The organism is Caballeronia sp. LZ032 (assembly GCF_031451315.1).
GTDB lineage: Bacteria > Pseudomonadota > Gammaproteobacteria > Burkholderiales > Burkholderiaceae > Caballeronia.
Genome location: NZ_JARUXP010000001.1, coordinates 2,829,980 through 2,852,526 on the forward strand (window position 1 = coordinate 2,829,980; position 22,547 = coordinate 2,852,526).

The following is a 22,547-nucleotide window of genomic DNA, read 5'->3' on the forward strand; positions in this document are numbered from 1 at the left end:
TGTGAGACTCTTGATACTTTTGCTATTACCGATTCAAGGAACCGGCCGCACCCGCATCAAGCGCCCACACTTATCGGCTGTTAGTTTTTAAAGAGCACACCGCAGAACAGAACCACTGCACTTCCGTCTTGCGTCGCTGCATCAGCAGCAGAGAAACGAGATTATGAACAACGTTTTGAAGTCTGTCAACAAGAAATTCAAACTTCCTTATCGACCAAAACTGCTTTGCGTCGATCCGCCTCACTTGATGCAAACGGGCCGTGTGGACTTCACACGGCCCGTCGACCTCAAGCTTGGTGCCGGCTGCAGGACTCGAACCCGCCACCTCATGATTACAAGTCAAGCGCTCTACCTGATGAGCTAAGCCGGCGAAGGACGAGATTCTACTTCATTTGACGACTTTGAGGTGGGACCTCACAGCCGATTTCGAAGCGTCTTCTCCGAGCCCGGACTGCGGCTCTTCGCGCGCGGCATCGGCTGCCTCGCCCGGCGATTCCTCGACCTGGCGAGGAGCGCGCTCGGCGGGACGCGGCGCAAGCGGCGCACCGACCGGTTCCGCGCCAGGATGCGCCGCCGGCTCGACCGGGAAGGCCATGCCCTGCCCATTCTCTCGTGCATAAATGGCGAGCACATTCGCCACCTGCACTTCGATCTTGTGCGACTTGCCAGAGAACCGCGCGCTGAACTCGATCCATTCATTGCCCATCTGCAACTGGCTCGTCGCCTCGAAGCTGATGTTCAACACGATCTCGTCGTTGCGGACGAACTGCCGCGGCACGCGCGTAGCCGCGTCGACCCGCACCGCGATGTGTGGCGTGAACCCGTTATCCGTGCACCATTCGTACAGCGCGCGCAGCAGATAAGGCTTGGTGGAAATCTCTTGCATCAACTTTCCTCCGCCGGGAGCGCCGCGCCGCACAAGTGCGCGCCGCCGCGTCCCAACGCTCTCAGACTAGCGACGCATCACCTTTTCGGAAGGCGTCAGCGCTTCAATATAAGCCGGTCGGCTGAAGATCCGCTCGGCATACTTCATCAACGGCGCTGCATTCTTCGACAGCTCGATGCCGTAGTGATCCAGACGCCACAACAGCGGTGCAATTGCCACGTCGAGCATCGAGAATTCTTCGCCCAGCATGTACTTGTTCTTCAGGAAGATCGGTGCGAGCTGCGTGAGACGGTCGCGGATGGCACTGCGCGCCTTCTCGTGATTCTTCTCGGCCGCCTTGCCCTTCTCGTTCTCGAGCGTCCCGACGTGCACGAACAACTCTTTCTCGAAATTGAGCAGGAACAGCCGCGCCCGTGCGCGCTGCACAGGATCTGCGGGCATCAGCTGCGGATGCGGAAAACGCTCGTCGATGTATTCATTGATGATATTCGACTCGTACAGGATCAGGTCCCGCTCGACGAGAATCGGCACCTGGCCATACGGATTCATCACCGCGATGTCTTCCGGCTTGTTGAACAGGTCAACGTCGCGAATCTCGAAATCCATGCCCTTTTCGAACAACACCAGCCGGCAGCGCTGGGAGAACGGGCAAGTAGTGCCGGAATACAGAACCATCATGTTTTTAAAGTTCCTTCAGTAAACTCGAAGGGCCGACCGCGGCATTTTGCTCAGAAAACGCCGTCGCGCCGACCCACGCCGTTGAAGGCGCGCTATTTGATATCTTTCCAGTATGCCGCGTTCAGGCGCCACGCGAGGAAACTCAAGAGCGCCAGGAACAGCAGAACCCAGACGCCGAGCCGCTTGCGCGTCTGCTGCGCAGGTTCCGACATCCACGACATGTACGAAACGAGATCGGCTACAGCAGAATCATAATCCACGGACGACATGGCGCCCGGTGTAACCTGAGTGTAACCCACGAATCTTCTTACCTTTTCGCCAGTGTGCTCGTCGACGTCGGTCTCGAACTTGGCGTCCCGGATGCCCTGCAACGTCCACAACACATGGGGCATGCCGACGTTCTCATACACGAGATTGTTCCAGCCGGTGGGCCGGGTCGGATCACGGTAGAAGCTCCGCAGATACGTGTACAACCAGTCCTTGCCGCGCGCCCGCGCCTCCACCGACAAATCCGGCGGCGCCGCGCCGAGCCACGCCTTCGCGTCTTCCGGGCGCATCGCAATGGACATGGTATTGCCGACTTTGTCCGTCGTGAAGAGCAGATTTTCCTGAATTTGCTTCTCACTGAGGCCGATGTCGGTCAGCCGGTTGTACCGCATCAGCGTCGCGCTATGGCAGTTCAGGCAGTAGTTTACAAAAATCTGGGCGCCATGCTGCAGGGACGCAAGATTGTCGGAACTGTCCGGCGCGCGATCCAGGACCGCGCCTTCCTGGGCATGCACCGTCGTCGCCGTTCCGAACGCAAACAGCACCGCACCGATCATCGATATTGTAGAGAGCCATTTTTTCATCGTATTCGTCTCCGGACGTGAGCTCAGTGAGGTTTGTAGTGCACTCGCTCCGGCGGCGTCTTGAATTTGCCGCGCGGCGTCCAGAACGGCATGCCGAGGAAAAACGCGAAGTAGATCAGCGCGCAGATCTGCGCGATCAGCGTCGCGGCGGGCGATGGCGGTCGCGTTCCCAAAAAGCCCAGCAGCAGGAAGGCGAACACGAAGATCCCGTAGAACACCTTGTGGAACAGCGGCCGGTAACGGATCGACTTGACCGGGCTGCGGTCAAGCCACGGCAGGAAGAACAGCGACACCACCGCCGCGCCCATCACCACCACGCCCCAGAATTTCGATTCGGTCAGCGCCATGAAGATCAGCACGAGCACCGCCAGCACCGGCAGGCCCAGCCGCCACTTGCCGCGCGCCTTCAGCAACGCGAGCAAACCAAGCACCGCGATCACGATCATCAGCACGATCTTGAACGGATCCGTGGTCGCGCGCAGCATCGCGTAGAAAGCTGTGAAATACCAGACCGGCGCGATTTCCGGCGGCGTCTGCAACGGATTGGCCGGCACGAAGTTGTTCGCTTCGAGGAAATACCCGCCCATTTCCGGCGCGAAGAAGATGATCGCCGCAAAAATCAGCAGGAATACGCTCACGCCCATGAAGTCGTGCACGGAGTAGTACGGGTGGAACGGAATGCCGTCGACCGGGATGCCGTTCGCGTCCTTCTTCGCCTTGATCTCGATGCCGTCCGGATTGTTCGAGCCCACTTCATGCAGCGCGACCAGATGCGCGACCACCAGACCCAGCAGCACCAGCGGAATTGCAATGACGTGGAACGCGAAGAAGCGGTTCAGCGTGACATCGGAGACGACGTAATCGCCGCGAATCCACAGCGACAGGTCCGGCCCGATGAACGGAATCGCCGAGAACAGGTTCACGATCACCTGCGCGCCCCAGAACGACATCTGCCCCCACGGCAGCAGATAGCCGAAGAACGCCTCGGCCATGAGACACAGGAAGATGGCGCAGCCGAAAATCCACACGAGTTCGCGCGGCTTGCGGTACGAGCCGTACATCAGCCCGCGGAACATGTGCAGGTAGACGACGACGAAGAACATCGAGGCGCCCGTCGAGTGCATGTAGCGGATGAGCCAGCCCCATGGCACCTCGCGCATGATGTACTCGACCGATGCGAACGCGAGCGTCGCATCGGGCTTGTAGTTCATCGTCAGGAAGATGCCGGTGACGATCTGGTTCACCAGCACCAGCATGGCAAGCGAGCCGAAGAAGTACCAGAAGTTGAAGTTCTTCGGTGCGTAGTATTCGGAAACGTGCTTCTTCCACGTGGAGGTCAGCGGAAACCGGCGATCGATCCAGCCGATCAGGCCCGTAGTCTCCACTTCCTTGTCTGCGGTCGCCATTTACGCCTCTCCCTTTTCGTCCTTGCCGATCACGAGTTGCGTCGCGGAAGTGAACATGAACGGGGGAATGTCCAGGTTCTGCGGCGCAGGCTTGTTTTTGAAGACGCGGCCCGCCAGGTCATACGTGGAGCCGTGACACGGGCAGAGGAAACCGCCCGGCCAGTTATCGGGGAGATTGGGTTGGGCACCTTCCTGGAAGCGCGGCGTCGGCGTGCAGCCCAGATGGGTGCACACGGCGACCGCCACGAGAATGTTCTTGCGATCGGCACGGGACCGATACTCGTTGTTGCAGTACTCCGGCAACGGCATCGAGAATTCCATCTTGGACTTCGGGTCGGCCACTTCGTTGTCGGCCTTCTTGATGTCCGCGAGCATCTCGTCGGTGCGGTTGAGGATCCACACCGGTTTGCCGCGCCAGGCAACCGTCATCATTTCGCCCGGCTTGAGTCCGCTGATGTCGACCTCGACGGGCGCGCCCGCCGCCTTGGCCTTCTCCGATGGAGCGAACGAGCCCACGAAGGGCACGAGCGTTGCCACACCTCCGACACCACCTGCTACGGTCGTCGCAATCAGCCAGGTACGGCGGCCGCCGTCGACGCGTTTCTCATCCTTGTCTCGCATCACACGCCCCACTTCTGAGTTGGATTTATACCGTCACATCAGTGTTCCGCCGTTAGTGTGCGCGAATGGACTTGGCATTTACAAGGGCTGACTAGCAAAAATCACTCGAAGTAATTGATGCTTCAGGGTTTTCCCCACGTTTTTCGCGCAATCTTGTGAAGCATTCTTTTAACGCTGTTAAGGCGGTTGCAAGCAGAAATAATCGATGCTGCGACTTAATGGCGCATTAAACCGGGTTATCGATGTCGATAAAAAGATGCTCGATATCGAACTGCTCCGAGAGATGTGCGCCCAGCGCCTGCACGCCATAACGTTCGGTGGCGTGATGACCCGCGCCGATATACGCGACGCCCGATTCCGCCGCCGTGTGCATGGTCTGCTCGGAGACTTCGCCGCTCAGATACACGTCGGCGCCGGCCGCGATGGCTTCGTCGAAATAGCCTTGCGCGCCGCCGGTGCACCATGCCACGCGGCGCAGTTCGCGGTCCGCATCGCCGAATACGAGCGGCTTGCGGCCGAGCGCATTCTCGACCATCGCGCTGAAGTGCTCGAGCGAGAGCGGCATCCCGAGCGTCGCGATCCAGCCCAGGTCCTGGTCGGCGAAACGGTTGTCCGCGATCAACCCGAGCCGCGCACCGATCTGCGCATTGTTGCCGAACTCCGGATGCGAATCGAGCGGCAGGTGGTAGGCGAACAGGTTGACGTCGTTGGCGATCAGCGTGCGCAGTCTGCGATGCTTGCGCCCCGTGATCTGCGGCGCCTCGTTGCGCCAGAAGTAGCCGTGATGCACGAGCACGGTGTCGGCGCCCCATTCCAGCGCGGCCTCGAGGAACGCCAGCGAGGCCGTCACGCCAGTCGCGATCTTCTGCACGCGGCGCGTGCCTTCAACCTGCAGACCGTTCGGGCAATAGTCCTTGAAGCGGCCGATTTCCAGCAGATTGTTCAGATACAATTCGAGTTCGATCCGATCCATGAAATCCTCTATCCCTTCAAATGCTTAGACGCTTCTGGCTATTTTTTGCCCAAGCGGTCACCGTGCTTTTGGCCCTGATGTTCATCATTGCGACCTTGAAACCGCAGTGGCTTCAGCGCCAGGGCCAGTTCGGCAAGCAGCTTGCCGAGCCGATCGTCGCGTTGCAGGAAGTGGCGCCGAGCATCGGCTCACGCCCCGTTCAATCGTCCTATTCGGAAGGCGCGCAAAAGGCGATGCCGGCCGTCGTGAACGTGTTCTCCAGCAAGGACGGCAACCTGCCGCCCGACCCGCGCGCGAAAGACCCGCTGTTCCGCTATTTCTTCGGTGACAAGAACAAGCGCAAGAGCGACGAGCCGCCGGCGTCGAATCTCGGCTCAGGTGTCATCGTCAGCTCGGAAGGTTACATTCTAACGAACCAGCATGTCGTCGACGGCGCAGATCAAATCGAGGTTGCGCTCGCCGATGGCCGCACGTCCAGCGCAAAGGTGATCGGCGTCGATCCGGAGACCGATCTGGCGGTGCTGAAGATCAACATGACCAACCTGCCGTCCATCACGCTCGGCCGCATGGACCAGACGCGCGTCGGCGATGTCGTGCTGGCGATCGGCAATCCGTTCGGCGTCGGGCAGACGGTCACGATGGGCATCGTCAGCGCGCTCGGCCGCAATCACCTCGGCATCAACACGTTCGAGAACTTCATCCAGACCGACGCGGCCATCAACCCGGGCAATTCCGGCGGCGCGCTCGTCGACGTCAACGGCAACCTGCTCGGCATCAATACTGCCATCTACTCGCGCAGCGGCGGTTCGCTCGGTATCGGCTTCGCGATTCCGGTGTCCACTGCGCGCAGCGTGCTCGAAAGCATCATCACGACGGGCAGCGTGACGCGCGGCTGGATCGGCGTGGAGCCGCAGGATGTGACGCCGGAGATCGCCGAATCGTTCGGGCTGGACCAGAAGGCCGGTGCGATCGTTGCGGGCGTGCTGCAAGGCGGCCCGGCCGACAAGGCCGGCATCAAGCCGGGCGACATCCTCGTGTCCATCAACGACGACACGATCACCGACACCACGCGCCTGCTCAACGTCGTTGCACAGATCAAGCCGGGCACCTCGGTGAAGGTTCACCTGATGCGCAAGAACAAGGAGCTCGACGTCAACGTGATGATCGGCAAGCGCCCCGCGCCGCCGCGCGCGCCGCAGATGCCGGAAGACGATCAGGGCGACCAGGGCGATCAGAACGACGAGTAAGAGGCGCCGCGTCTGAATAGCGAAAAAGGCAGCTTCGATGACTCGAAGCTGCCTTTTTATTTGCATGAGCGCGTGGGGCGCGACAATCGGCCGCACCCGTTCGGCTATTCCGTTGCCGCTTCGTCCTTCTTGACGCCATCCTTGCCGATCACCATCCGCGCCGCGATGATGCCGGCCTCATAGAGAATCACCAGCGGAATGGCGAGGATCAGTTGCGAGAACACGTCGGGCGGTGTGACCACCGCCGAAATGACGAACGCGCCGACGATCACGTAAGGGCGGATCTGCTTGAGCTTCTGAATGGACACGACGCCCATGCGCGCGAGCAGCACCACGACGATCGGCACCTCGAAAGTCACGCCGAACGCAAGGAACATGGTCAGCACGAAGCTCAGATAGTTGTCGATATCCGTCGTCATTTCCGCGCCGAGCGGCGCGTTGTAATGCGCCATCACGCGGAAGATGGTCGGGAACACGACGAAATAGGCGAACGCCATGCCGCACAGAAACAGCGAATAGCTGCTGAACACGAGCGGCGCGACCAGCTTCTTCTCGTGCTGGTATAGACCCGGCGCGACGAACGCCCAGATCTGGTACAGCACGAACGGCAGCGCAATGACGAAGGCGACGAGCATGGTCACCTTCATCGGCACGAAGAACGAGCCGGTGACGTCGGTGACGATCATCTTGCCGTCGCGCGGCAGGTTCTGCATCAGCGGGCGCGCCAGCAGCCGGAAAATGTCCGGCGCCCAGTACACCAGCCCGATGAACACGACGATGACCGACGCGCCCGCACGAATGATGCGGTCACGCAGTTCGACGAGATGGGAAATGAACGTCTCTTCGACGGGCTCTTGCTTTGTTTCTTGCGGGTCGCTCACGCCGCCCTCGGTTGGAGTCATCGGTGAAGGAAGTGCGGCTCTCAGAAGAACTTCGTCGGCCGGCGCAGGGTGGCCGGCGTATGGCGGGCAACGCGCGCCGCGCCCGATTGCACGCGCGTGCGATGCACGGTGGTGCGTTTGTACCAGTTGGGGATTGCGCCCTGCTTGACGCGCCAGTTCTTGCGCTTCGCCGTGCCCGAAGTGGACGACGACTGCGCCCAGGGCTTGTCCGATCCAGCCGACGCCATGTCCACCGCTTCATCGGCACCGCCCGCGATGTTCGGCGCGACCGACGTGCCCTGATTCCACGCGTCGTTGAGTTCGGTTTCGTGGCGCTTCAGATTCTCGTGGATCGACGTTTCGACGTTGGACGCCGCCGTCTCGAACTCGGTGCGCATCTTCTTGAGTTCGTCGAGCTCCATCTCGCGCACGACTTCCGACTTGACGTCGTTGATGTAGCGTTGCGCGCGCCCGAACAGCGCGCCCGCCGTGCGGGCCACGCCGGGCAGGCGCTCCGGCCCGAGGACCACCAGCGCCACGACGCCGATGACCGCCATTTTTGTCAGACCGAGATCGAGCATTGAACGAGCTGTGAAGAGTTGCGGTCGGCGGACGGATTAACGGTAGTCGCCCGAACGGGACTTGTCCTTCGCTTCGACGTCCACCGCGCCGTTACGCGGCAGTTCGCGCTGGTCGGCCGGAGTGGCAGCCGTTTCATTCTCGCGCATGCCTTCCTTGAAGCCCTTCACCGCGCCGCCCAGATCGCCGCCGATGTTACGCAGCTTCTTCGTGCCGAAGACCAGCGCCACGATCAACAGAACGATCAACCAATGCCAAATGCTCAACGAACCCATGAATGAAAACTCTCCGTAATTCCGCCCCGATTGGGATTCCGCGACGGAAGGTCGGCCTTTCAGCCCGTGCCGAGACAGGTCGCCTCTGCATCAATTATCGATTTTGCTCGCCCAATATTTCATTGGAAAGGAGAAAGCCAACAAACCTTTCAGTTTTATCCCATCCGGCGCCACGGACGGTCGCCCGCCAGCAGATGCGCATGAATGTGATACACCTCCTGACCGCCCCCCGGCCCGGTATTGATGACCGTGCGAAAGCCGGTTTCGCCGCCCGTGTAGGCCACGCCCAGTTCCTTCGCCAGCCGTCCGACGAGGCTCACCATTCTACCAAGCAGCGGACTATCGCTTTCCGTGCAGTGCGAAAGTGTCTCGATATGTTTCCGCGGAATCACCAGCACGTGCACCGGCGCCGCCGGATTGATGTCGTTGAAGGCAACGAATTCATCGTCTTCGTAGACTTTCGTGCTCGGCAACTGGCCCGAAGCAATCTTGCAGAAGATGCAGTTGTCTTGGCTCATGAATGTTCCGTGGATCAGAACCACGCACGCGGTTCGATCGTCTTGTTTTCGTAGAGAAACAGCCAGCCCTTGACGACGCGGTAAAGCGTCCAGATGCTGACCGCGGCAAGAATCAGGAAGCCGACGCCGATCCAGATCGTCACGAGTCCGATCACATGGCCGAGCAGCGCCCACCAGAACGTGCGGATCTGCCAGGTGAAGTGATCTTCGTACGGCGTGCCGGCGGCGTCGCCGCGCTTGATGTAGTTGAGAATGATGGCGATCAGGCCGGTCAGCCCGCCCGTCAGCCAGTAGACGGCGTACAGCGCATACAGCACATGGGTGAAGGTGCGCATGTTGCGCGGATCGCTCGAATCCTGCACGACAGGCGGCGGATACGGTTCATAAGGCCGGTTCATGCTTGCCCTCCTTCGCATCTAGGCGAAAAGCTCGTCAGCCGCCGTTCTGCTCGCGCTCGCGCGACTTGCGCAGCGCCTTCTCCTCGATTCCCGACAAACCTTCGCGCCGCTCCAGTTCCGCGATCACGTCGGCAGGGCTCAAGTCGAAGTGCGACAGCATCACGAGACAATGAAACCACAAATCGGCGACTTCGCTGACAAGCGCCTTCGGCGCGCCGCCATGTCGCGCGTCCTTCGCGGCGAGCACGACTTCCGTCGCTTCCTCGCCGATCTTCTTCAGGACCGCGTCGTCACCTTTGTGAAAGAGTCGCGAAACGTAGGATTGTTCCGGATCGCCGCCCTTGCGGCCGTCGATGACGGCGGCAAGGCGCAACAACGTGTCCAGCGTGGTGGCTTGCGTCATTTGTAGATGCGTTCGGGGTCTTTCAGCACGGGCTCGACGGCAACCCACTCGCCGCTGTCCGCCGTGCCTTCGAATTTCTGGAAAAAACAGGAATGGCGGCCGGTGTGGCACGCAATGCCCGACACCTGCTCGACCTTGAGCAGCACGACGTCTTCGTCGCAATCGAGCCGCACGTCGTGGACATGCTGCACGTGTCCGGATTCCTCGCCCTTGAACCACAGGCGCTGGCGCGAGCGCGAGAAATACACCGCGCGCTTGAGTTCGATGGTCTTCGCGAGCGCCTCGCGGTTCATCCACGCGAACATCAGCACGTCGTTGGTCGAGGCTTCCTGCGCGATCACCGGCACGAGGCCGTTCGCGTCCCACTTGACGTGGTCGAGCCAGCTGGCGTTGTCAGTCATGCTTCAGGTCCTCACCGCGATGCCCTGCCCGGCCATGAAGCGCTTCGCTTCGCCGACCGTGTGCTCGCCGTAGTGGAAGATGCTGGCGGCCAGCACGGCGTCCGCATGACCTTGCACGACGCCGTCCGCGAGATGCTGGAGCGAACCCACGCCGCCCGACGCGATCACCGGCACCGGCACCGCGTCCGAGACGGCGCGCGTCAGGGCGAGATCGAAGCCGGACTTGGTGCCGTCGCGGTCCATGCTGGTCAGGAGAATTTCGCCCGCGCCGAACTCGGCCATCTTGCGCGCCCATTCGATCGCGTCGATGCCGGTCGCCTTGCGGCCGCCGTGCGTGAAGACTTCCCAGCGCGACGGTTCGCCGTCCGCCGACACACGCTTGGCGTCGATGGCGACCACGATGCATTGCGAGCCGTGCTTGTCCGAGGCGTCGCGCACGAGCTGCGGGTTCGCGACCGCCGACGAGTTCATGCTGATCTTGTCCGCGCCGGCATTGAGCAGGCGCCGCACATCTTCCACGGCGCGCACGCCGCCGCCGACGGTCAGCGGAATGAACACCTGGGACGCGACGGCCTCGATGATCGGCAGGATCAGGTCGCGCTGGTCCGAGGTGGCGGTGATGTCGAGGAAGGTGAGTTCGTCGGCGCCCTGGTCGTCATAGCGGCGCGCGATTTCGACGGGATCGCCGGCGTCGCGCAGCTCGACGAAGTTGACGCCCTTCACGACGCGGCCCGCGGTCACGTCGAGACAGGGAATGATGCGTTTAGCGAGAGCCATGTTCTGCCACTACTGGTTCGGTACGAAGTGAGGGCGGCTCGCGCCGCCCGATGCGCTTCTCAACATGTCCGCGCTGCAACGGCGTCAGGCGCCGTCGGCCTCGCGCAGCGCGTCGGCGCGCGTCTGGGCCGACTGGAAGTCGAGGTCGCCGGAGTAGATCGCGCGGCCGCAGATCACGCCTTCGATGCCTTCCGACTCGACCTCGCAGAGCGATTCGATGTCCGCCAGGTTCGACAGGCCGCCGCTCGCGATCACCGGAATCTTGACCGACTGCGCGAGCCGCACGGTGGCGTCGATGTTGATGCCCTGAAGCATGCCGTCACGGCCGATGTCGGTGTAGATGATCGACTCGCAGCCGTAGTCCTCGAACTTGCGCGCGAGATCGACGACTTCGTGACCGGTCAGCTTGCTCCAGCCGTCGGTGGCGACCTTGCCGTCCTTGGCGTCGAGCCCGACGATGATATGTCCGCCGAACGCGCTGCAGGCATCGCGCAGGAAACCCGGATTCTTCACCGCCGCCGTGCCGATGATCACATAGGCGAGGCCGTCGTCCAGATAGCGCTCGATGGTCTCGAGATCGCGGATGCCGCCGCCCAGCTGCACGGGGATCTGGCCGCCGACTTCATCGACGATGGCGCGGATCGCGTCGCCGTTGCGCGGCTTGCCTGCGAATGCGCCGTTCAGATCGACGAGATGAAGCCGCCGTGCGCCGCGATCGACCCAATGTCGGGCCATGGCCGCTGGATCTTCTGAAAAAATGGTCGCCTGGTCCATATCGCCCTGCTTGAGGCGCACGCACTGACCGTCCTTGAGATCGATGGCCGGAATGAGCAGCATAGGTATCGCGTATCTTCTGGGTGGAGTTGATCAAAACGGCGCCGGGCCGGTGCCCTTGCGGAGGCCTGCCCCGCGCGCCGTCTCGCTAGTGTAGTACAAGTCTTGCAGCGGTCATGCGCCCGTAGCAATACGTGCAAACGCAAGCGTATGCACGGTTTTACGGGTTCCAGTGAACGAAGTTCCGATACACGCGCAAGCCCGCCTCCGCGCTCTTCTCGGGGTGAAACTGGGTGGCGAAGAGGTTGTCGCGCGCCACTGCCGACGTGAACGCGGCGCCGTAGACCGTTTCGCCCGACGTATGCGCCGGATTCGCCGGCACCACGTGGTAGCTGTGCACGAAATAGAAGAACGCGCCGTCCGCGACGCCGTCCCACAGCGGATGCCGCTGCGTCTGGCGCACGCGGTTCCAGCCCATCTGCGGCACCTTGAAGCGCGAGCCGTCGTCCTGCAGCTGGCCGTCCAGCTGGAAGCGCACGACCTTGCCCGGCAGCAGGCCGAGGCCTTTCGTGTTGCCTTCCTCGCTCCAGTCGAACAGCATCTGCTCGCCGACGCACACGCCGAGCATCGGCTTTTCGCGCGCCGCCTGCAGCACCGCGTCCTGCAAGCCGGATTCGCCCAGATGCGCCATGCAGTCGCGCATCGCGCCCTGCCCCGGCAGCACCACGCGATCCGCCGTGCGAATGCCTTCCGGCTGGGCGACGATCGCCACCTCCGCTTCGGGAGCCGCCTTCTTCAGCGCCTGGTAGACCGAGCGCAGGTTGCCCATTCCGTAATCAACAATCGCAATCGAAGTTTTCATTTCAAAGATGGCATCAGAGCCTTCAGACCGTTGACGATGAACTCCACCGCCAGCGCGGACAACATCAAACCCATGAGACGCGTCCCGATATTGATTCCGGTGCGTCCGACCCAGCGCGCAATGGGCTCCGCGAGATTCAGCGCGCCGAAGCACAGCCCCGCGATGATCGCGCCCAGCAGGACCAGTCCGAAGCGGTCGTACCAGTGCTGCGCATTGGCAGCATAGACGATCACCGTGCTGATCGAGCCGGGGCCGGTGAGAAGCGGAATGGCGAGCGGCACGACCGCGATGCTGTTGCGTTCCTCGGCTTCCATGCGTTCTTCCGGCGTGGAGCGCGCGTTGCCGACCTGCGCGTTCAACATGCTGATCGCCATGAGCAGCATGATGATGCCGCCGCCCACTTCGAACGAGCCCACCGAGATGCCGAAGAACGCGATGATCTGCTGACCGAGCAGCGCCGTCACCCCGATCACGCAGAACACCGAAATGGACGCGACGCGGATGGTATTGCGCCGCTCGATATCGGATTGCTGCGAGGTCAGGCTGAGAAAAAACGGGATCGCGCCGATCGGATTGATCAGCGCGAGCAACGAGATGAACGACTTGAACAGATCCATCGTGGTCGCGGCACGCGCGCTCCCGGACAGCGTGATCGCTTAGAGACTGCCCTTGGTCGACGGAATCTGCCCCGCCGCGCGTTCGTCCAGTTCCACGGCCATGCGCAGCGCGCGGCCGAAGGCCTTGAAGACGGTCTCGACCTGATGGTGCGTGTTGAGGCCGCGCAGGTTGTCGATATGCAGCGTGACGCCCGCGTGATTCACGAAGCCGCGGAAGAATTCGATGGTGAGATCGACGTCGAAGGTGCCGATGCGCGCGCGCGTGAACGGCACATGGAACTCGAGACCCGGCCGGCCGGAGAAGTCGATGACGACGCGCGACAGCGCCTCGTCCAGCGGCACGTACGAATGACCGTAGCGGCGAATGCCCTTGCGGTCGCCGATGGCCTTCGCCACCGCCTGCCCGAGCGTGATGCCGGTGTCTTCCACCGTGTGATGGTCGTCGATATGGAGGTCGCCATGCGCTTCGATGTCGAGATCGATGAGCCCGTGACGGGCAATCTGGTCGAGCATGTGATCGAGAAACGGGACGCCGGTGGCGAGCTTCTGCTTGCCGGTGCCGTCCAGATCGAGCTTCACACGGATCTGCGTTTCGCTGGTGTTGCGAACGACTTCCGCAATGCGCATGGTGATTCCTTGAGACTGATCGAATGTGGGGGTTAGTTTGGGGCGAGCGGTGCGAGCTTTTTCAGCGCCGCGACCATGTGCGCGTTCTCTTCAGCCGTTCCGACCGTCAAACGCACGCAATTTGCCAGCAATGGGTGCATTTTACCCACGTTTTTGATCAAAACCCGCGAAGTCAAAAGGGTTTCGAAAGCCACCGCGGCATCCGGCACGCGCACCAGCAGGAAGTTGCCGGCGCTCGGAAAAACCGTCATGCCGGGCAAGGCCGCGACTTCCGCCGCGAGCTGCGTGCGCTGGCGGCGCAACTCGGCGGCCTGGGCGTCGAGCACGTCGAGGTGATCGAGCAGGAAGGCGGCGGTCGCCTGCGTCAGCACGTTGATGTTGTATGGCGGGCGCACCTTGTCGAACTGCATGATCCAGCCGGGACGCGCCGCCATGTAGCCCAGCCGGATGCCCGCGAGCCCCAGCTTCGATACGGTGCGCATCACGACCACGTTGTCGAACTCCGCCGCGCGCGGCATCCAGCTCTTTTCCGCGAACGGCTGATACGCCTCGTCGATCACGACGAGACTCCGGCTCGCCGCGGCGATGACGCGCTCGATGTCGGCGTCGTCGTAGAGCGTGCCGGTCGGATTGTTCGGGTACGCGAGATACACCAGCGCGGGCGTGTGCGTTTCGATGGCGGCGATCAGCGCATCGATGTCCAGCGTGAAGTCCGCCTTCAGCGGCACGCCGATGAAGTCGAGATGCGCGAACTTCGCCGACATCTCGTACATGACGAAGCCCGGCACCGGCGCGACGATCTTCGCGCCCGGCTTCGAGCATGCCACCGACATCATGCTGATGAGTTCGTCCGAACCGTTGCCGAGCAGCACGTCGCAGGCATCGGGCACCTGCATCGTGCGCTTGATCTTCGCGAGCAGTTCGGCGGGACGCGGCGCCGGATAGCGGTTCAGCGCGACGCCGGCGAGATGCTCGCCCAGCGCCTTCGCGAGACTCTCCGGCAGCGTCCAGGGATTCTCCATCGCGTCGAGCTTGATGAGGCCCGTGGCGTCGGGCACCGGATAGCTCGCCATCGCGAGGACGTCGGGACGAATGATGTCTTGTGCTGTGGTCATGTTGTTCCAGCGTCTCTCTCGCCGGTCAGACGGCAACTCTCAGGTTGCCTCGTTCAGTGGGCCGGCCTCGTTCAGCCGACGTTCTTCATCCGGTATTCCGCGCTGCGCGCATGCGCCTGCAAGCCTTCGCCGTAAGCCAGTTCCGCCGCGATCTCGCCGAGCGTCTGCGCACCGTCCGCGCTCACTTCGATCACGCTCGAACGCTTCATGAAGTCGTACACGCCGAGCGGCGACGAGAAGCGCGCCGTGCGCGAGGTGGGCAACACGTGATTCGGTCCGGCGCAATAGTCGCCCAGGCTCTCACTCGTGTAGCGGCCGAGGAACATCGCGCCCGCGTTGTGGATCTGCGCGGCCCATTGATGCGGATCGAGCGCGGAGATTTCCAGGTGTTCCGGCGCGATGTCGTTGGCGATCGCGCACGCTTCGGCCATGTCCTTCACCTTGATGAGCGCGCCACGGTCTTCCAGCGAACGCAGGATGACGTCGCGGCGCGGCATCGCCGGCAGCAGTTCGATGATCGCTTCCTCGACGCGCCGGATGAACGCCTCGTCCGGGCACAGCAGGATGGATTGCGCGAGTTCGTCGTGCTCGGCTTGCGAGAACAGGTCCATCGCGACCCAGCGCGGGTCCGTGGTGGCGTCGCAGATCACGAGAATTTCGGACGGTCCCGCGATCATGTCGATGCCGACCGTGCCGAACACGCGCCGCTTCGCCGACGCCACGTAGGCATTGCCCGGGCCGCAGATCTTGTCGACGGCCGGCACGGTCTTCGTGCCGTAGGCGAGCGCGGCCACGGCCTGCGCGCCGCCGATCGTGAACACGCGGTCCACGCCGCCCAGCAGCGCCGCCGCGAGCACTAGCGGATTCTTCACGCCGTCGGGCGTCGGCACGACCATGACGATTTCCTTCACGCCTGCGACGCGCGCCGGAATCGCGTTCATCAGCACCGACGACGGATACGCCGCCTTGCCGCCCGGCACGTAGATGCCCGCGCGGTCGAGCGGCGTGACCTTCTGGCCGAGCACGGTGCCGTCGGCTTCCGTGTATTGCCAGCTATGGCTGCCGCACTCGATGCGCTGCTTCTCGTGATAGCCGCGCACGCGCGCCGCCGCCGCTTCGAGCGCCGCGCGACGCTTCGGTTCGAGTCCTTCGAGCGCGGCTTCCATCTCGGCGAACGGCAGTTCGAGCGCAGCCACGCTGTCCGCCTTCAGGCGGTCGAACTTGTTGGTGTAGTCGAGCACGGCTGCGTCGCCGCGCGCCTTCACATCGGCGAGGATCTGCGCGACCGAGCGCTCGATCGCTTCGTCTTCACTGGCCTCGAAGGCGAGCACCGCGCGCAGCGCCTGCTGGAAGCCGTCGGTGCTGGAATCGAGTTTGCGAATCTTGATGGACATGCCGGTTTTCCGTTTTGCTGATGGCGCGCCGCGCGTGCGGCCCGCCTAATTGCCTGACCCGCCGGTGGCGCGCTCGAACGCGTCGAGGTACGGCTTCAGCGCCGCCCGCTTGAGCTTCAGCGCCGCCTGATTCACGACGAGGCGCGACGAAATCTGCATGATCTCCTCCACCTCGACCAGATTGTTCGCCTTGAGCGTGCCGCCCGAGCTGACCAGGTCGACGATCGCATCCGCGAGCCCGACCAGCGGCGCCAGTTCCATGGAGCCGTACAGCTTGATCAAATCCACGTGCACGCCCTTCGACGCGAAATGCTGCCGCGCCGTCTCGGTGTACTTGGTCGCGACCCGCAGGCGCGCGCCCTGGCGCACCGCGCTCGCGTAGTCGAAACCGGCCTTGACCGCGACCGACATCCGGCACCGCGCGATATCCAGATCCACCGGCTGATACAGGCCACCGCCGCCATGTTCGATCAGCACGTCCTTGCCCGCCACGCCGAAGTCCGCCGCGCCGTATTCGACGTAGGTGGGGACATCGGTTGCGCGCACGATGATGACGCGCAGATTCGGATTGGTGGTCGGCAGAATGAGCTTGCGCGAGCTTTCCGGATCCTCGGCCACCTGCACGCCGGCTGCCGCGAGCAGCGGCAGCGTTTCCTCGAAGATACGCCCTTTCGACAAGGCGAGCGTCAGCGGCGCGCTCGCCGCCAGCGACGACGACGTCTGCGGCAACGAACTCATTGTTCGCCTCCGCTGCCCGCGATACGGCGCACGTTGGCGCCGACCGCCGTCAGCTTCGCTTCCATGCGGTCGTAGCCGCGGTCGAGGTGGTAGATGCGGTCGATCAAGGTTTCGCCGTCTGCGCACATCGCCGCGATCACGAGGCAGGCCGAGGCCCGCAGGTCCGTTGCCATGACCTTCGCGCCGGACAGCTTCTCGACGCCGGCGACCAGCGCCGTATTGCCGTCGATGGTGATGCTCGCGCCCAGACGGTTCAGCTCCTGCACGTGCATGAAGCGGTTCTCGAAGATCGTCTCGACCACTTGCGAGGTGCCGTTGGCAATGGTGTTGAGCGCCATGAACTGCGCCTGCATGTCGGTCGGGAACGCCGGGTATTCGGAGGTGCGGATGTTCACCGCTTCGGCGCGCTGCGCCATGCGCACGCGCATCCAGTCGTCGCCTTCCTCGATGCTCACGCCCGCCTCGCGCAGCTTGGCCGTCACGGCATCGAGCAGATGCGGCCTGACGTGACGCAGCGTGACGTCGCCGCCCGCCGCCGCGACCGCGCACAGGAACGTGCCCGCTTCGATACGGTCCGGCACGACCGCATGCCGCGCGCCGTGCAATTTCTCGACGCCCTGGATCACGAGCCGGTCCGTGCCGATGCCGTCGATCTTCGCGCCCATTTTCACGAGCAGTTGCGCGAGGTCCGTCACTTCCGGTTCGCGCGCGGCGTTCTCGATCACCGTCTCGCCGTCGGCGAGGACCGCTGCCATCAGCAGGTTCTCGGTGCCGGTCACGGTGATCATGTCGGTGATGATGCGCGCGCCCTTCAGACGCTTCGCGCGCGCTTCGATGAAGCCGTGCTCGATGTTGATCTCGGCGCCCATCGCCTGCAGGCCCTTGATGTGCTGATCGACCGGACGCGCGCCGATCGCGCAGCCGCCCGGCAGCGACACCTTCGCCTCGCCGAAGCGCGCGACCAGCGGCCCGAGCACGAGGATCGACGCGCGCATCGTCTTCACGAGCTCGTACGGCGCGACGAGGTTGTCGACCTTCGATGCATTGAGCGTCACGCGGCCGTCCGCCGACACTTCCGACTGCACGCCCATCTGTTTCAGCAGCTTGAGCGTGGTGCGCACGTCCTGCAGGTTCGGCACGTTCGACAGATGAACGTCGTCCGCGGTGAGCAGGCTTGCGCAAAGAATCGGCAGCGCCGCGTTCTTGGCGCCCGAGACGGTGATTTCGCCGGAAAGCGGGGTGCCTCCCGTAATGACCAGTTTATCCATGATGACGTGTCCTTCGACCGAGCTTCCTGCTGCGGAGCCGCTTTCGACGCCGCGGTTGTCTTTGATGATTCGCACTGTCTACTGCCTATGTCTGCGTGATTCTCCCGGCGATGCCGGCATGGCCGGCCGGGTTCAGGCCGCTTGCCACTCCTCGGGCGTGAGCGTCTTCATGCTGAGCGCGTGAATTTCCTCGCGCATGCGCTCGCCGAGCGCGGCATAGACGAGCTGATGGCGTGCGATCGGCCGCTTGCCGGCGAACGCGTCGCTCACGATGGTCGCGAAGAAGTGCTGGCCGTCGCCCTCCACTTCGAGATGCTGACAGGCGAGACCGGCTGCGATATAGCCTTTCACCTGCTCCGGAGTCGGTTGCATGGAAGTCTCCTTGAATTTAATGACGCAGCTTGAAGCCGCTCGCGAGCATGCGCACGGCGATCAACGCCAGCGCGGCCAGGAATGCGCCGACGATGCACAGGCTCACCAGCGGATTCACGTCCGAGACGCCGAAGAAGCCGTAGCGAAAGCCGTCGATCATGTAGAAGAACGGGTTCAGATGCGACACCGCGCGCCACAGCGGCGGCAGCGAATGTGTCGAGTAGAACACGCCGGAAAGAAACGTGAGCGGCATGATCAGGAAGTTCTGAAATGCGGACAGATGGTCGAACTTGTCGGCCCAGATGCCCGCGATCAGACCCAGCGTACCGAGGATGCCCGAGCCGAGCACCGCGAACGCAATGATGTAGAACGGCGCGGAAAAAGACATCGGGATGAACCATATCGTCACGATGAACACGCCTAGCCCGACGCACAGCCCACGCGCCACCGACGCCAGCACATAGGCGAAGAACATCTCCCAGTGCGCGATGGGCGGCAGCAGCACGAACACCAGATTGCCGGTGATCTTCGACTGGATCAGCGACGACGAGCTGTTGGCGAACGCGTTCTGCAACACGCTCATCATCACGAGGCCGGGCACGAGAAAGCTCGTGTAGCCCACGCCCGGATACACCTGCACGTGCCCCGACAACGCATGACCGAAGATGGTCAGGTACAGGAGCGCCGTCACCACCGGCGCCAGCACGGTCTGGAACGACACCTTCCAGAAGCGCAGCAGCTCCTTGTAGAACAACGTCTGGAAACCGCTCATGAAAGTCCCTCGACCACTTCGGGCCCGTTCATCACCTGCATGAACACGTCTTCGAGATCCGCCTTGCGCACTTCGATTTCGTCGAAGGTGCAGCCGGCCGCGCGGCATTTGGCGAGGATCGGCTCGACGTCGTCGTAGCTCGTGAGCCGCAGCAGATGCTGGGCGCCGGACACGGCCTGCGGATCTACTTCGAGCGCACGCAGTTCGGTGGGCAACGGGCCATTCGCCAGACGCAGGTAAAGCTGCATGCCGGCGAAGCGCTGCAACAGCGTGCTCGTGCGTTCTAGCGCGACGACTTCGCCGCGCCGCAGCATCGCGAGGCGGTCGCACAGGGATTCGGCTTCTTCCAGGTAATGCGTGGTCAGCACGATGGTGTGACCTTCGCGGTTCAGGCGCGAGATGAACTTCCAGAGCGTCTGGCGCAATTCGACATCGACGCCGGCGGTGGGCTCGTCGAGCACGATCACCGGCGGCCGGTGCACCAGCGCCTGCGCCACCAGCACGCGGCGCTTCATGCCGCCCGACAGCGCGCGGGTGTTGACGTCGGCTTTCTCGGTGAGATCGAGGTTGGCCATCACTTCATCGATCCAGTCGTCGTTGCGGCGCAGGCCGAAGTAGCCCGACTGGATCCGCAGCGACTCGCGGACGGTGAAGAAAGGATCGAACACGAGTTCCTGCGGCACTACGCCCAGCGCGCGGCGCGCCGCGCGAAAGTCGCTGACGACGTCGTGTCCGCGCACGGAGATCGTGCCGCTATCGGCACGGGCGAGGCCGGCCAGGATGCTGATCAAGGTGGTTTTGCCCGCGCCGTTCGGGCCGAGCAGGCCGAAGAATTCACCCTCTTCGACCGTGAGGCTCACGCCTTTGAGCGCCTGGAGCTCCTTGTAGCGCTTCCTGACGTTTCGGATTTCTATCGCTGACATGGACTGTGCGCGGGCCACGTTCGGCCGCGCCTCGATTGTGCGGGGATGGCGCTTTCGGGCCCGCTCGAACCGGCTCGCATAAAGAGGGCCGGGGCAACGCCCGAAAAAACGTTTGATTATAGGGCAAAGCGGCCTGGGCCGACCTTGCGGCGATCCTGCTGGCGTGAACGCAGCGGCCACCTGGGCCGCTGCGAGTTCAGTGCTGGATCAATGTCGGAAGGAGAGAAGCGTATCGACGCCATAGGCTCGCGCAAGACTCTCGAGCCCGGAGGGAAGATTGAAGACGCCGAGCGCGGCGCCACGCGCCGACGCGGCGCGCTGCCATGCGAGCAGCACGGCGAGCGCGGAGGAATCGAACTGCGTGAGCGGTGCGCAATCCACCTCGCTCGCGCCCGCCGCGATGCGCGACAGGCCGGCTTCGAGCGCGGCCTTCGCGCTCTCATGCGTCAGCGACGCGGCCGCCTGAAAACGGCCGCCCGTGGCCGGCGTACTCACGATGCCTTGCCGCTCGCGAGCTGCTGATTGCGCTGCGTGAGGAACTGCAGGAGGCCGCTCACGCCATGCTGCTGGATCTGCTCGTTGAACTGCTGCTGATACGCCTGGATCAGCCACGCGCCGAGCACGTTGATGTCGTACACGCGCCAGCCTTGCGTGGTCTTGTACAGGCGGTAATCCAGTTCGACCGGCGAACCGTTGTTCATCACGACCGAGCGGACCACGACATCGTTATCTTCCGGCGACGCGCGGAACGGCTTGTACTGGATGGTCTGGTTACGCACTTGCGCCAGCGCGCCCGCGTAGGTGCGGATCAGCAGCATCTTGAACTGCTCGACGATCTGCTTCTGCTGTTCGGGCGTGGCCGTGTTCCAGTTGCGGCCCATCACGAGACGCGTGGTGCGCGTGAAATCCGTATAAGGCAGGATCTTTTCGTTGACGAGCTTGGTGATCTCGTTGATGTTGCCCGACTGGATCTGCTTGTCGGACTTGAGTTGATCGAGTACTTGCGTGGTCACGGTCTTGATCAGCTGTTCCGGCGAATTCGCATCCACCGACTGCGCCGACGCCGAACCGCAGAAAGCCACCAACATGGCGAAAATGGGAAGAAGCAATAGTTTTTTCATCGCAAACCCTGCAGAGATAGAGGCTTCAGTTTGAGCGTGCTGCCTGAATCGAGTTCAGGCGAGACACGCTCCAAATCGTAAGAAATGACGTCAGCTATGTTACCGCGCGTTAGCAAACCACCGCTCAACGCAGGCGGAACGAAGGGAACCCGGGCGGCGCGCGCGGTGGTACGTACTGGTTGCCGGGCACGGTGCCGTTGACGTCGCTCGCCGGAGCAGGTGCAGCCGCCGTGCCTGATGCCGGCGCGGCGCCCTCCGCTGCCGCTGATGCTGCCGACGCGGGCTCGGCGGGTGCTGCCGTTTCCGATGCCCCGGTCGCAGCGGCCGCGCCTTCGCTGTCGGAATAATTCGGCGGCGGCGTTTCATAGTCGGACATGCTGCTGCCGCCCCCGGTGATCAGGAACTGGCGGCGCTGCAGGTACGTGTTGCGCACGAACGTGTATTTGTCGAGGGCGGCGTCGGCGAGCAGGTCGGAGACGTCCAGCAAATTCGCCCGCGTGTTGATGAGGTTCACGCCGTACAGCGCCCAGCTCACCGAATCCGGGCTGACGTAGGTCAGCGGATTGCCGAAATAGTCGACCACCAGGCCGGCGGAATCGCGCACGGTGCTCGGGCCGAGCAGCGGCAGCACGACATACGGCCCCGGCGGCACGCCGTAATGGCCCATGGTCAGGCCGAAATCGCCCACGTGCTTCGGCAGCTTCGCGAGCGTTGCGACGTCGAACAGGCCGCCGACGCCGAACACCGTGTTGATCGCGACGCGCATGATGTCCGACACGCCGTCCGCGATCTTCAACTGCATGAGATTGTTCGCGGCGATGTACACGTCGCCGATGTTCGAGAAGAAGTTGGTCACGCTGTTGCGCACCGGCTCCGGCACCGCCCACACGTAGCCCTTCGCCACCGGCTTCAGCGCGTAGCGGTCCACCGTGTCGTTGATCGTGAACATCGTGCGGTTGTAGCTCTCAAACGGATCGCCCTTGCTGGGCGTCGTCACGGTGGCACACCCGCCGAGTGCCGCTGCGCACACGATCATCGCCGCACACCGCATCCCCATGGCCTGCATGTTC

At 63.1% G+C, this 22,547-nt stretch carries 29 protein-coding genes and 1 tRNA gene; 1 reads left to right on the top strand and 29 read right to left on the bottom strand.

All coding sequences use genetic code 11. The features are described from left to right. Positions 1-294 precede the first annotated feature (294 nt). The 7 genes from QCE69_RS13200 to QCE69_RS13230 form a co-directional block, all read right to left on the bottom strand. Positions 295-370: transfer RNA gene (locus QCE69_RS13200), tRNA-Thr, on the bottom strand. Between the two features lie 18 nt (positions 371-388). Beyond that, positions 389-886, bottom strand: coding sequence for a ClpXP protease specificity-enhancing factor (locus QCE69_RS13205; RefSeq protein WP_309918717.1), 498 nt, complete (start codon positions 884-886; stop codon positions 389-391). Positions 887-952: 66 nt separating this feature from the next. Then, a complete protein-coding gene (locus tag QCE69_RS13210) occupies positions 953-1,564 on the bottom strand; it encodes a glutathione S-transferase N-terminal domain-containing protein (RefSeq protein WP_008344155.1) in 612 nt (203 codons plus the stop codon). Between the two features lie 92 nt (positions 1,565-1,656). Further along, positions 1,657-2,415, bottom strand: coding sequence for a cytochrome c1 (locus QCE69_RS13215; protein WP_309918722.1), 759 nt, complete (start codon positions 2,413-2,415; stop codon positions 1,657-1,659). Between the two features lie 23 nt (positions 2,416-2,438). Further along, positions 2,439-3,821 carry a cytochrome bc complex cytochrome b subunit gene (locus QCE69_RS13220; RefSeq protein ID WP_309810173.1) on the bottom strand — a complete coding sequence of 461 codons (1,383 nt, stop codon included), beginning with the start codon at positions 3,819-3,821 and terminating at the stop codon, positions 2,439-2,441. Further along, positions 3,822-4,442, bottom strand: coding sequence for a ubiquinol-cytochrome c reductase iron-sulfur subunit (gene petA / locus QCE69_RS13225; protein ID WP_309833512.1), 621 nt, complete (start codon positions 4,440-4,442; stop codon positions 3,822-3,824). 226 nt (positions 4,443-4,668) lie between these two features. Beyond that, on the bottom strand, positions 4,669-5,415 hold the full coding sequence (locus QCE69_RS13230; RefSeq protein WP_309810175.1) for a Nif3-like dinuclear metal center hexameric protein: 747 nt from the start codon (positions 5,413-5,415) through the stop codon (positions 4,669-4,671). Positions 5,416-5,435: 20 nt separating this feature from the next. On the opposite strand from QCE69_RS13230, the gene QCE69_RS13235 reads away from it, so the two are divergent. After that, positions 5,436-6,662 carry a Do family serine endopeptidase gene (locus QCE69_RS13235; RefSeq protein ID WP_309810178.1) on the top strand — a complete coding sequence of 409 codons (1,227 nt, stop codon included), beginning with the start codon at positions 5,436-5,438 and terminating at the stop codon, positions 6,660-6,662. Positions 6,663-6,766: 104 nt separating this feature from the next. Here QCE69_RS13235 and tatC read toward each other — a convergent pair whose 3' ends face one another. The 22 genes from tatC to QCE69_RS13345 form a co-directional block, all read right to left on the bottom strand. Next, positions 6,767-7,543, bottom strand: coding sequence for a twin-arginine translocase subunit TatC (tatC, locus tag QCE69_RS13240; RefSeq protein ID WP_309918725.1), 777 nt, complete (start codon positions 7,541-7,543; stop codon positions 6,767-6,769). A 41-nt stretch (positions 7,544-7,584) separates the two neighbouring features. Next, entirely contained in the window at positions 7,585-8,124 is a 540-nt protein-coding gene (tatB, locus tag QCE69_RS13245) for a Sec-independent protein translocase protein TatB (RefSeq protein WP_309931120.1), read from the bottom strand. A gap of 36 nt (positions 8,125-8,160) precedes the next feature. Next, positions 8,161-8,397, bottom strand: coding sequence for a Sec-independent protein translocase subunit TatA (gene tatA / locus QCE69_RS13250; protein WP_309918734.1), 237 nt, complete (start codon positions 8,395-8,397; stop codon positions 8,161-8,163). 155 nt (positions 8,398-8,552) lie between these two features. Beyond that, on the bottom strand, positions 8,553-8,915 hold the full coding sequence (locus tag QCE69_RS13255; protein ID WP_309918737.1) for a histidine triad nucleotide-binding protein: 363 nt from the start codon (positions 8,913-8,915) through the stop codon (positions 8,553-8,555). A gap of 14 nt (positions 8,916-8,929) precedes the next feature. Continuing rightward, positions 8,930-9,313 carry a hypothetical protein gene (locus tag QCE69_RS13260; RefSeq protein WP_309810190.1) on the bottom strand — a complete coding sequence of 128 codons (384 nt, stop codon included), beginning with the start codon at positions 9,311-9,313 and terminating at the stop codon, positions 8,930-8,932. A gap of 34 nt (positions 9,314-9,347) precedes the next feature. Continuing rightward, positions 9,348-9,716 (bottom strand): phosphoribosyl-ATP diphosphatase, encoded by a 369-nt coding sequence (locus tag QCE69_RS13265; RefSeq protein ID WP_309810192.1) that lies wholly within the window; start codon positions 9,714-9,716, stop codon positions 9,348-9,350. Then, positions 9,713-10,117, bottom strand: a complete 405-nt coding sequence (hisI, locus tag QCE69_RS13270) for a phosphoribosyl-AMP cyclohydrolase (protein ID WP_309810197.1) — start codon at positions 10,115-10,117, stop codon at positions 9,713-9,715. Before hisI ends, QCE69_RS13265 begins: the two co-directional genes overlap by 4 nt. Positions 10,118-10,120: 3 nt before the next feature. Continuing rightward, on the bottom strand, positions 10,121-10,894 hold the full coding sequence (gene hisF / locus QCE69_RS13275; RefSeq protein WP_309810200.1) for an imidazole glycerol phosphate synthase subunit HisF: 774 nt from the start codon (positions 10,892-10,894) through the stop codon (positions 10,121-10,123). Between the two features lie 84 nt (positions 10,895-10,978). After that, positions 10,979-11,731 carry a 1-(5-phosphoribosyl)-5-[(5-phosphoribosylamino)methylideneamino]imidazole-4-carboxamide isomerase gene (gene hisA, locus QCE69_RS13280; protein ID WP_309810203.1) on the bottom strand — a complete coding sequence of 251 codons (753 nt, stop codon included), beginning with the start codon at positions 11,729-11,731 and terminating at the stop codon, positions 10,979-10,981. A 157-nt stretch (positions 11,732-11,888) separates the two neighbouring features. Beyond that, entirely contained in the window at positions 11,889-12,530 is a 642-nt protein-coding gene (hisH, locus tag QCE69_RS13285) for an imidazole glycerol phosphate synthase subunit HisH (RefSeq protein WP_309931123.1), read from the bottom strand. Continuing rightward, positions 12,527-13,147, bottom strand: coding sequence for an NAAT family transporter (locus QCE69_RS13290; protein ID WP_309810208.1), 621 nt, complete (start codon positions 13,145-13,147; stop codon positions 12,527-12,529). The genes hisH and QCE69_RS13290 overlap by 4 nt, the downstream gene beginning before the upstream one ends. Positions 13,148-13,186: 39 nt before the next feature. Next, positions 13,187-13,774, bottom strand: a complete 588-nt coding sequence (gene hisB / locus QCE69_RS13295; protein ID WP_309810210.1) for an imidazoleglycerol-phosphate dehydratase HisB — start codon at positions 13,772-13,774, stop codon at positions 13,187-13,189. Positions 13,775-13,806: 32 nt separating this feature from the next. Then, complete coding sequence (hisC, locus tag QCE69_RS13300) at positions 13,807-14,889, bottom strand: histidinol-phosphate transaminase (protein WP_309931125.1); 1,083 nt, start codon at positions 14,887-14,889, stop codon at positions 13,807-13,809. Between the two features lie 71 nt (positions 14,890-14,960). Then, positions 14,961-16,283: a histidinol dehydrogenase gene (gene hisD / locus QCE69_RS13305; RefSeq protein ID WP_309918744.1), complete on the bottom strand. Its 1,323-nt coding sequence runs from the start codon at positions 16,281-16,283 to the stop codon at positions 14,961-14,963. A 45-nt stretch (positions 16,284-16,328) separates the two neighbouring features. Beyond that, a complete protein-coding gene (gene hisG, locus QCE69_RS13310; protein ID WP_309810219.1) occupies positions 16,329-17,021 on the bottom strand; it encodes an ATP phosphoribosyltransferase in 693 nt (230 codons plus the stop codon). Continuing rightward, on the bottom strand, positions 17,018-18,289 hold the full coding sequence (murA, locus tag QCE69_RS13315) for a UDP-N-acetylglucosamine 1-carboxyvinyltransferase (protein WP_309918748.1): 1,272 nt from the start codon (positions 18,287-18,289) through the stop codon (positions 17,018-17,020). Before murA ends, hisG begins: the two co-directional genes overlap by 4 nt. A 132-nt stretch (positions 18,290-18,421) precedes the next feature. Next, the gene (locus QCE69_RS13320) at positions 18,422-18,661 is read right to left on the bottom strand and encodes a BolA family protein (RefSeq protein ID WP_309810225.1); all 240 of its coding nucleotides are present in this window, start codon (positions 18,659-18,661) and stop codon (positions 18,422-18,424) included. A gap of 16 nt (positions 18,662-18,677) precedes the next feature. Further along, complete coding sequence (locus QCE69_RS13325; RefSeq protein ID WP_309833534.1) at positions 18,678-19,433, bottom strand: ABC transporter permease; 756 nt, start codon at positions 19,431-19,433, stop codon at positions 18,678-18,680. Further along, a complete protein-coding gene (locus QCE69_RS13330; protein WP_309931127.1) occupies positions 19,430-20,356 on the bottom strand; it encodes an ABC transporter ATP-binding protein in 927 nt (308 codons plus the stop codon). Before QCE69_RS13330 ends, QCE69_RS13325 begins: the two co-directional genes overlap by 4 nt. 207 nt (positions 20,357-20,563) lie before the next feature. After that, a complete protein-coding gene (locus QCE69_RS13335) occupies positions 20,564-20,851 on the bottom strand; it encodes an STAS domain-containing protein (RefSeq protein WP_309918751.1) in 288 nt (95 codons plus the stop codon). Beyond that, entirely contained in the window at positions 20,848-21,477 is a 630-nt protein-coding gene (locus QCE69_RS13340) for an ABC transporter substrate-binding protein (protein WP_309931128.1), read from the bottom strand. Before QCE69_RS13340 ends, QCE69_RS13335 begins: the two co-directional genes overlap by 4 nt. Before the next feature lie 124 nt (positions 21,478-21,601). Then, on the bottom strand, positions 21,602-22,543 hold the full coding sequence (locus tag QCE69_RS13345) for a VacJ family lipoprotein (protein WP_309931129.1): 942 nt from the start codon (positions 22,541-22,543) through the stop codon (positions 21,602-21,604). Positions 22,544-22,547: the final 4 nt, after the last annotated feature.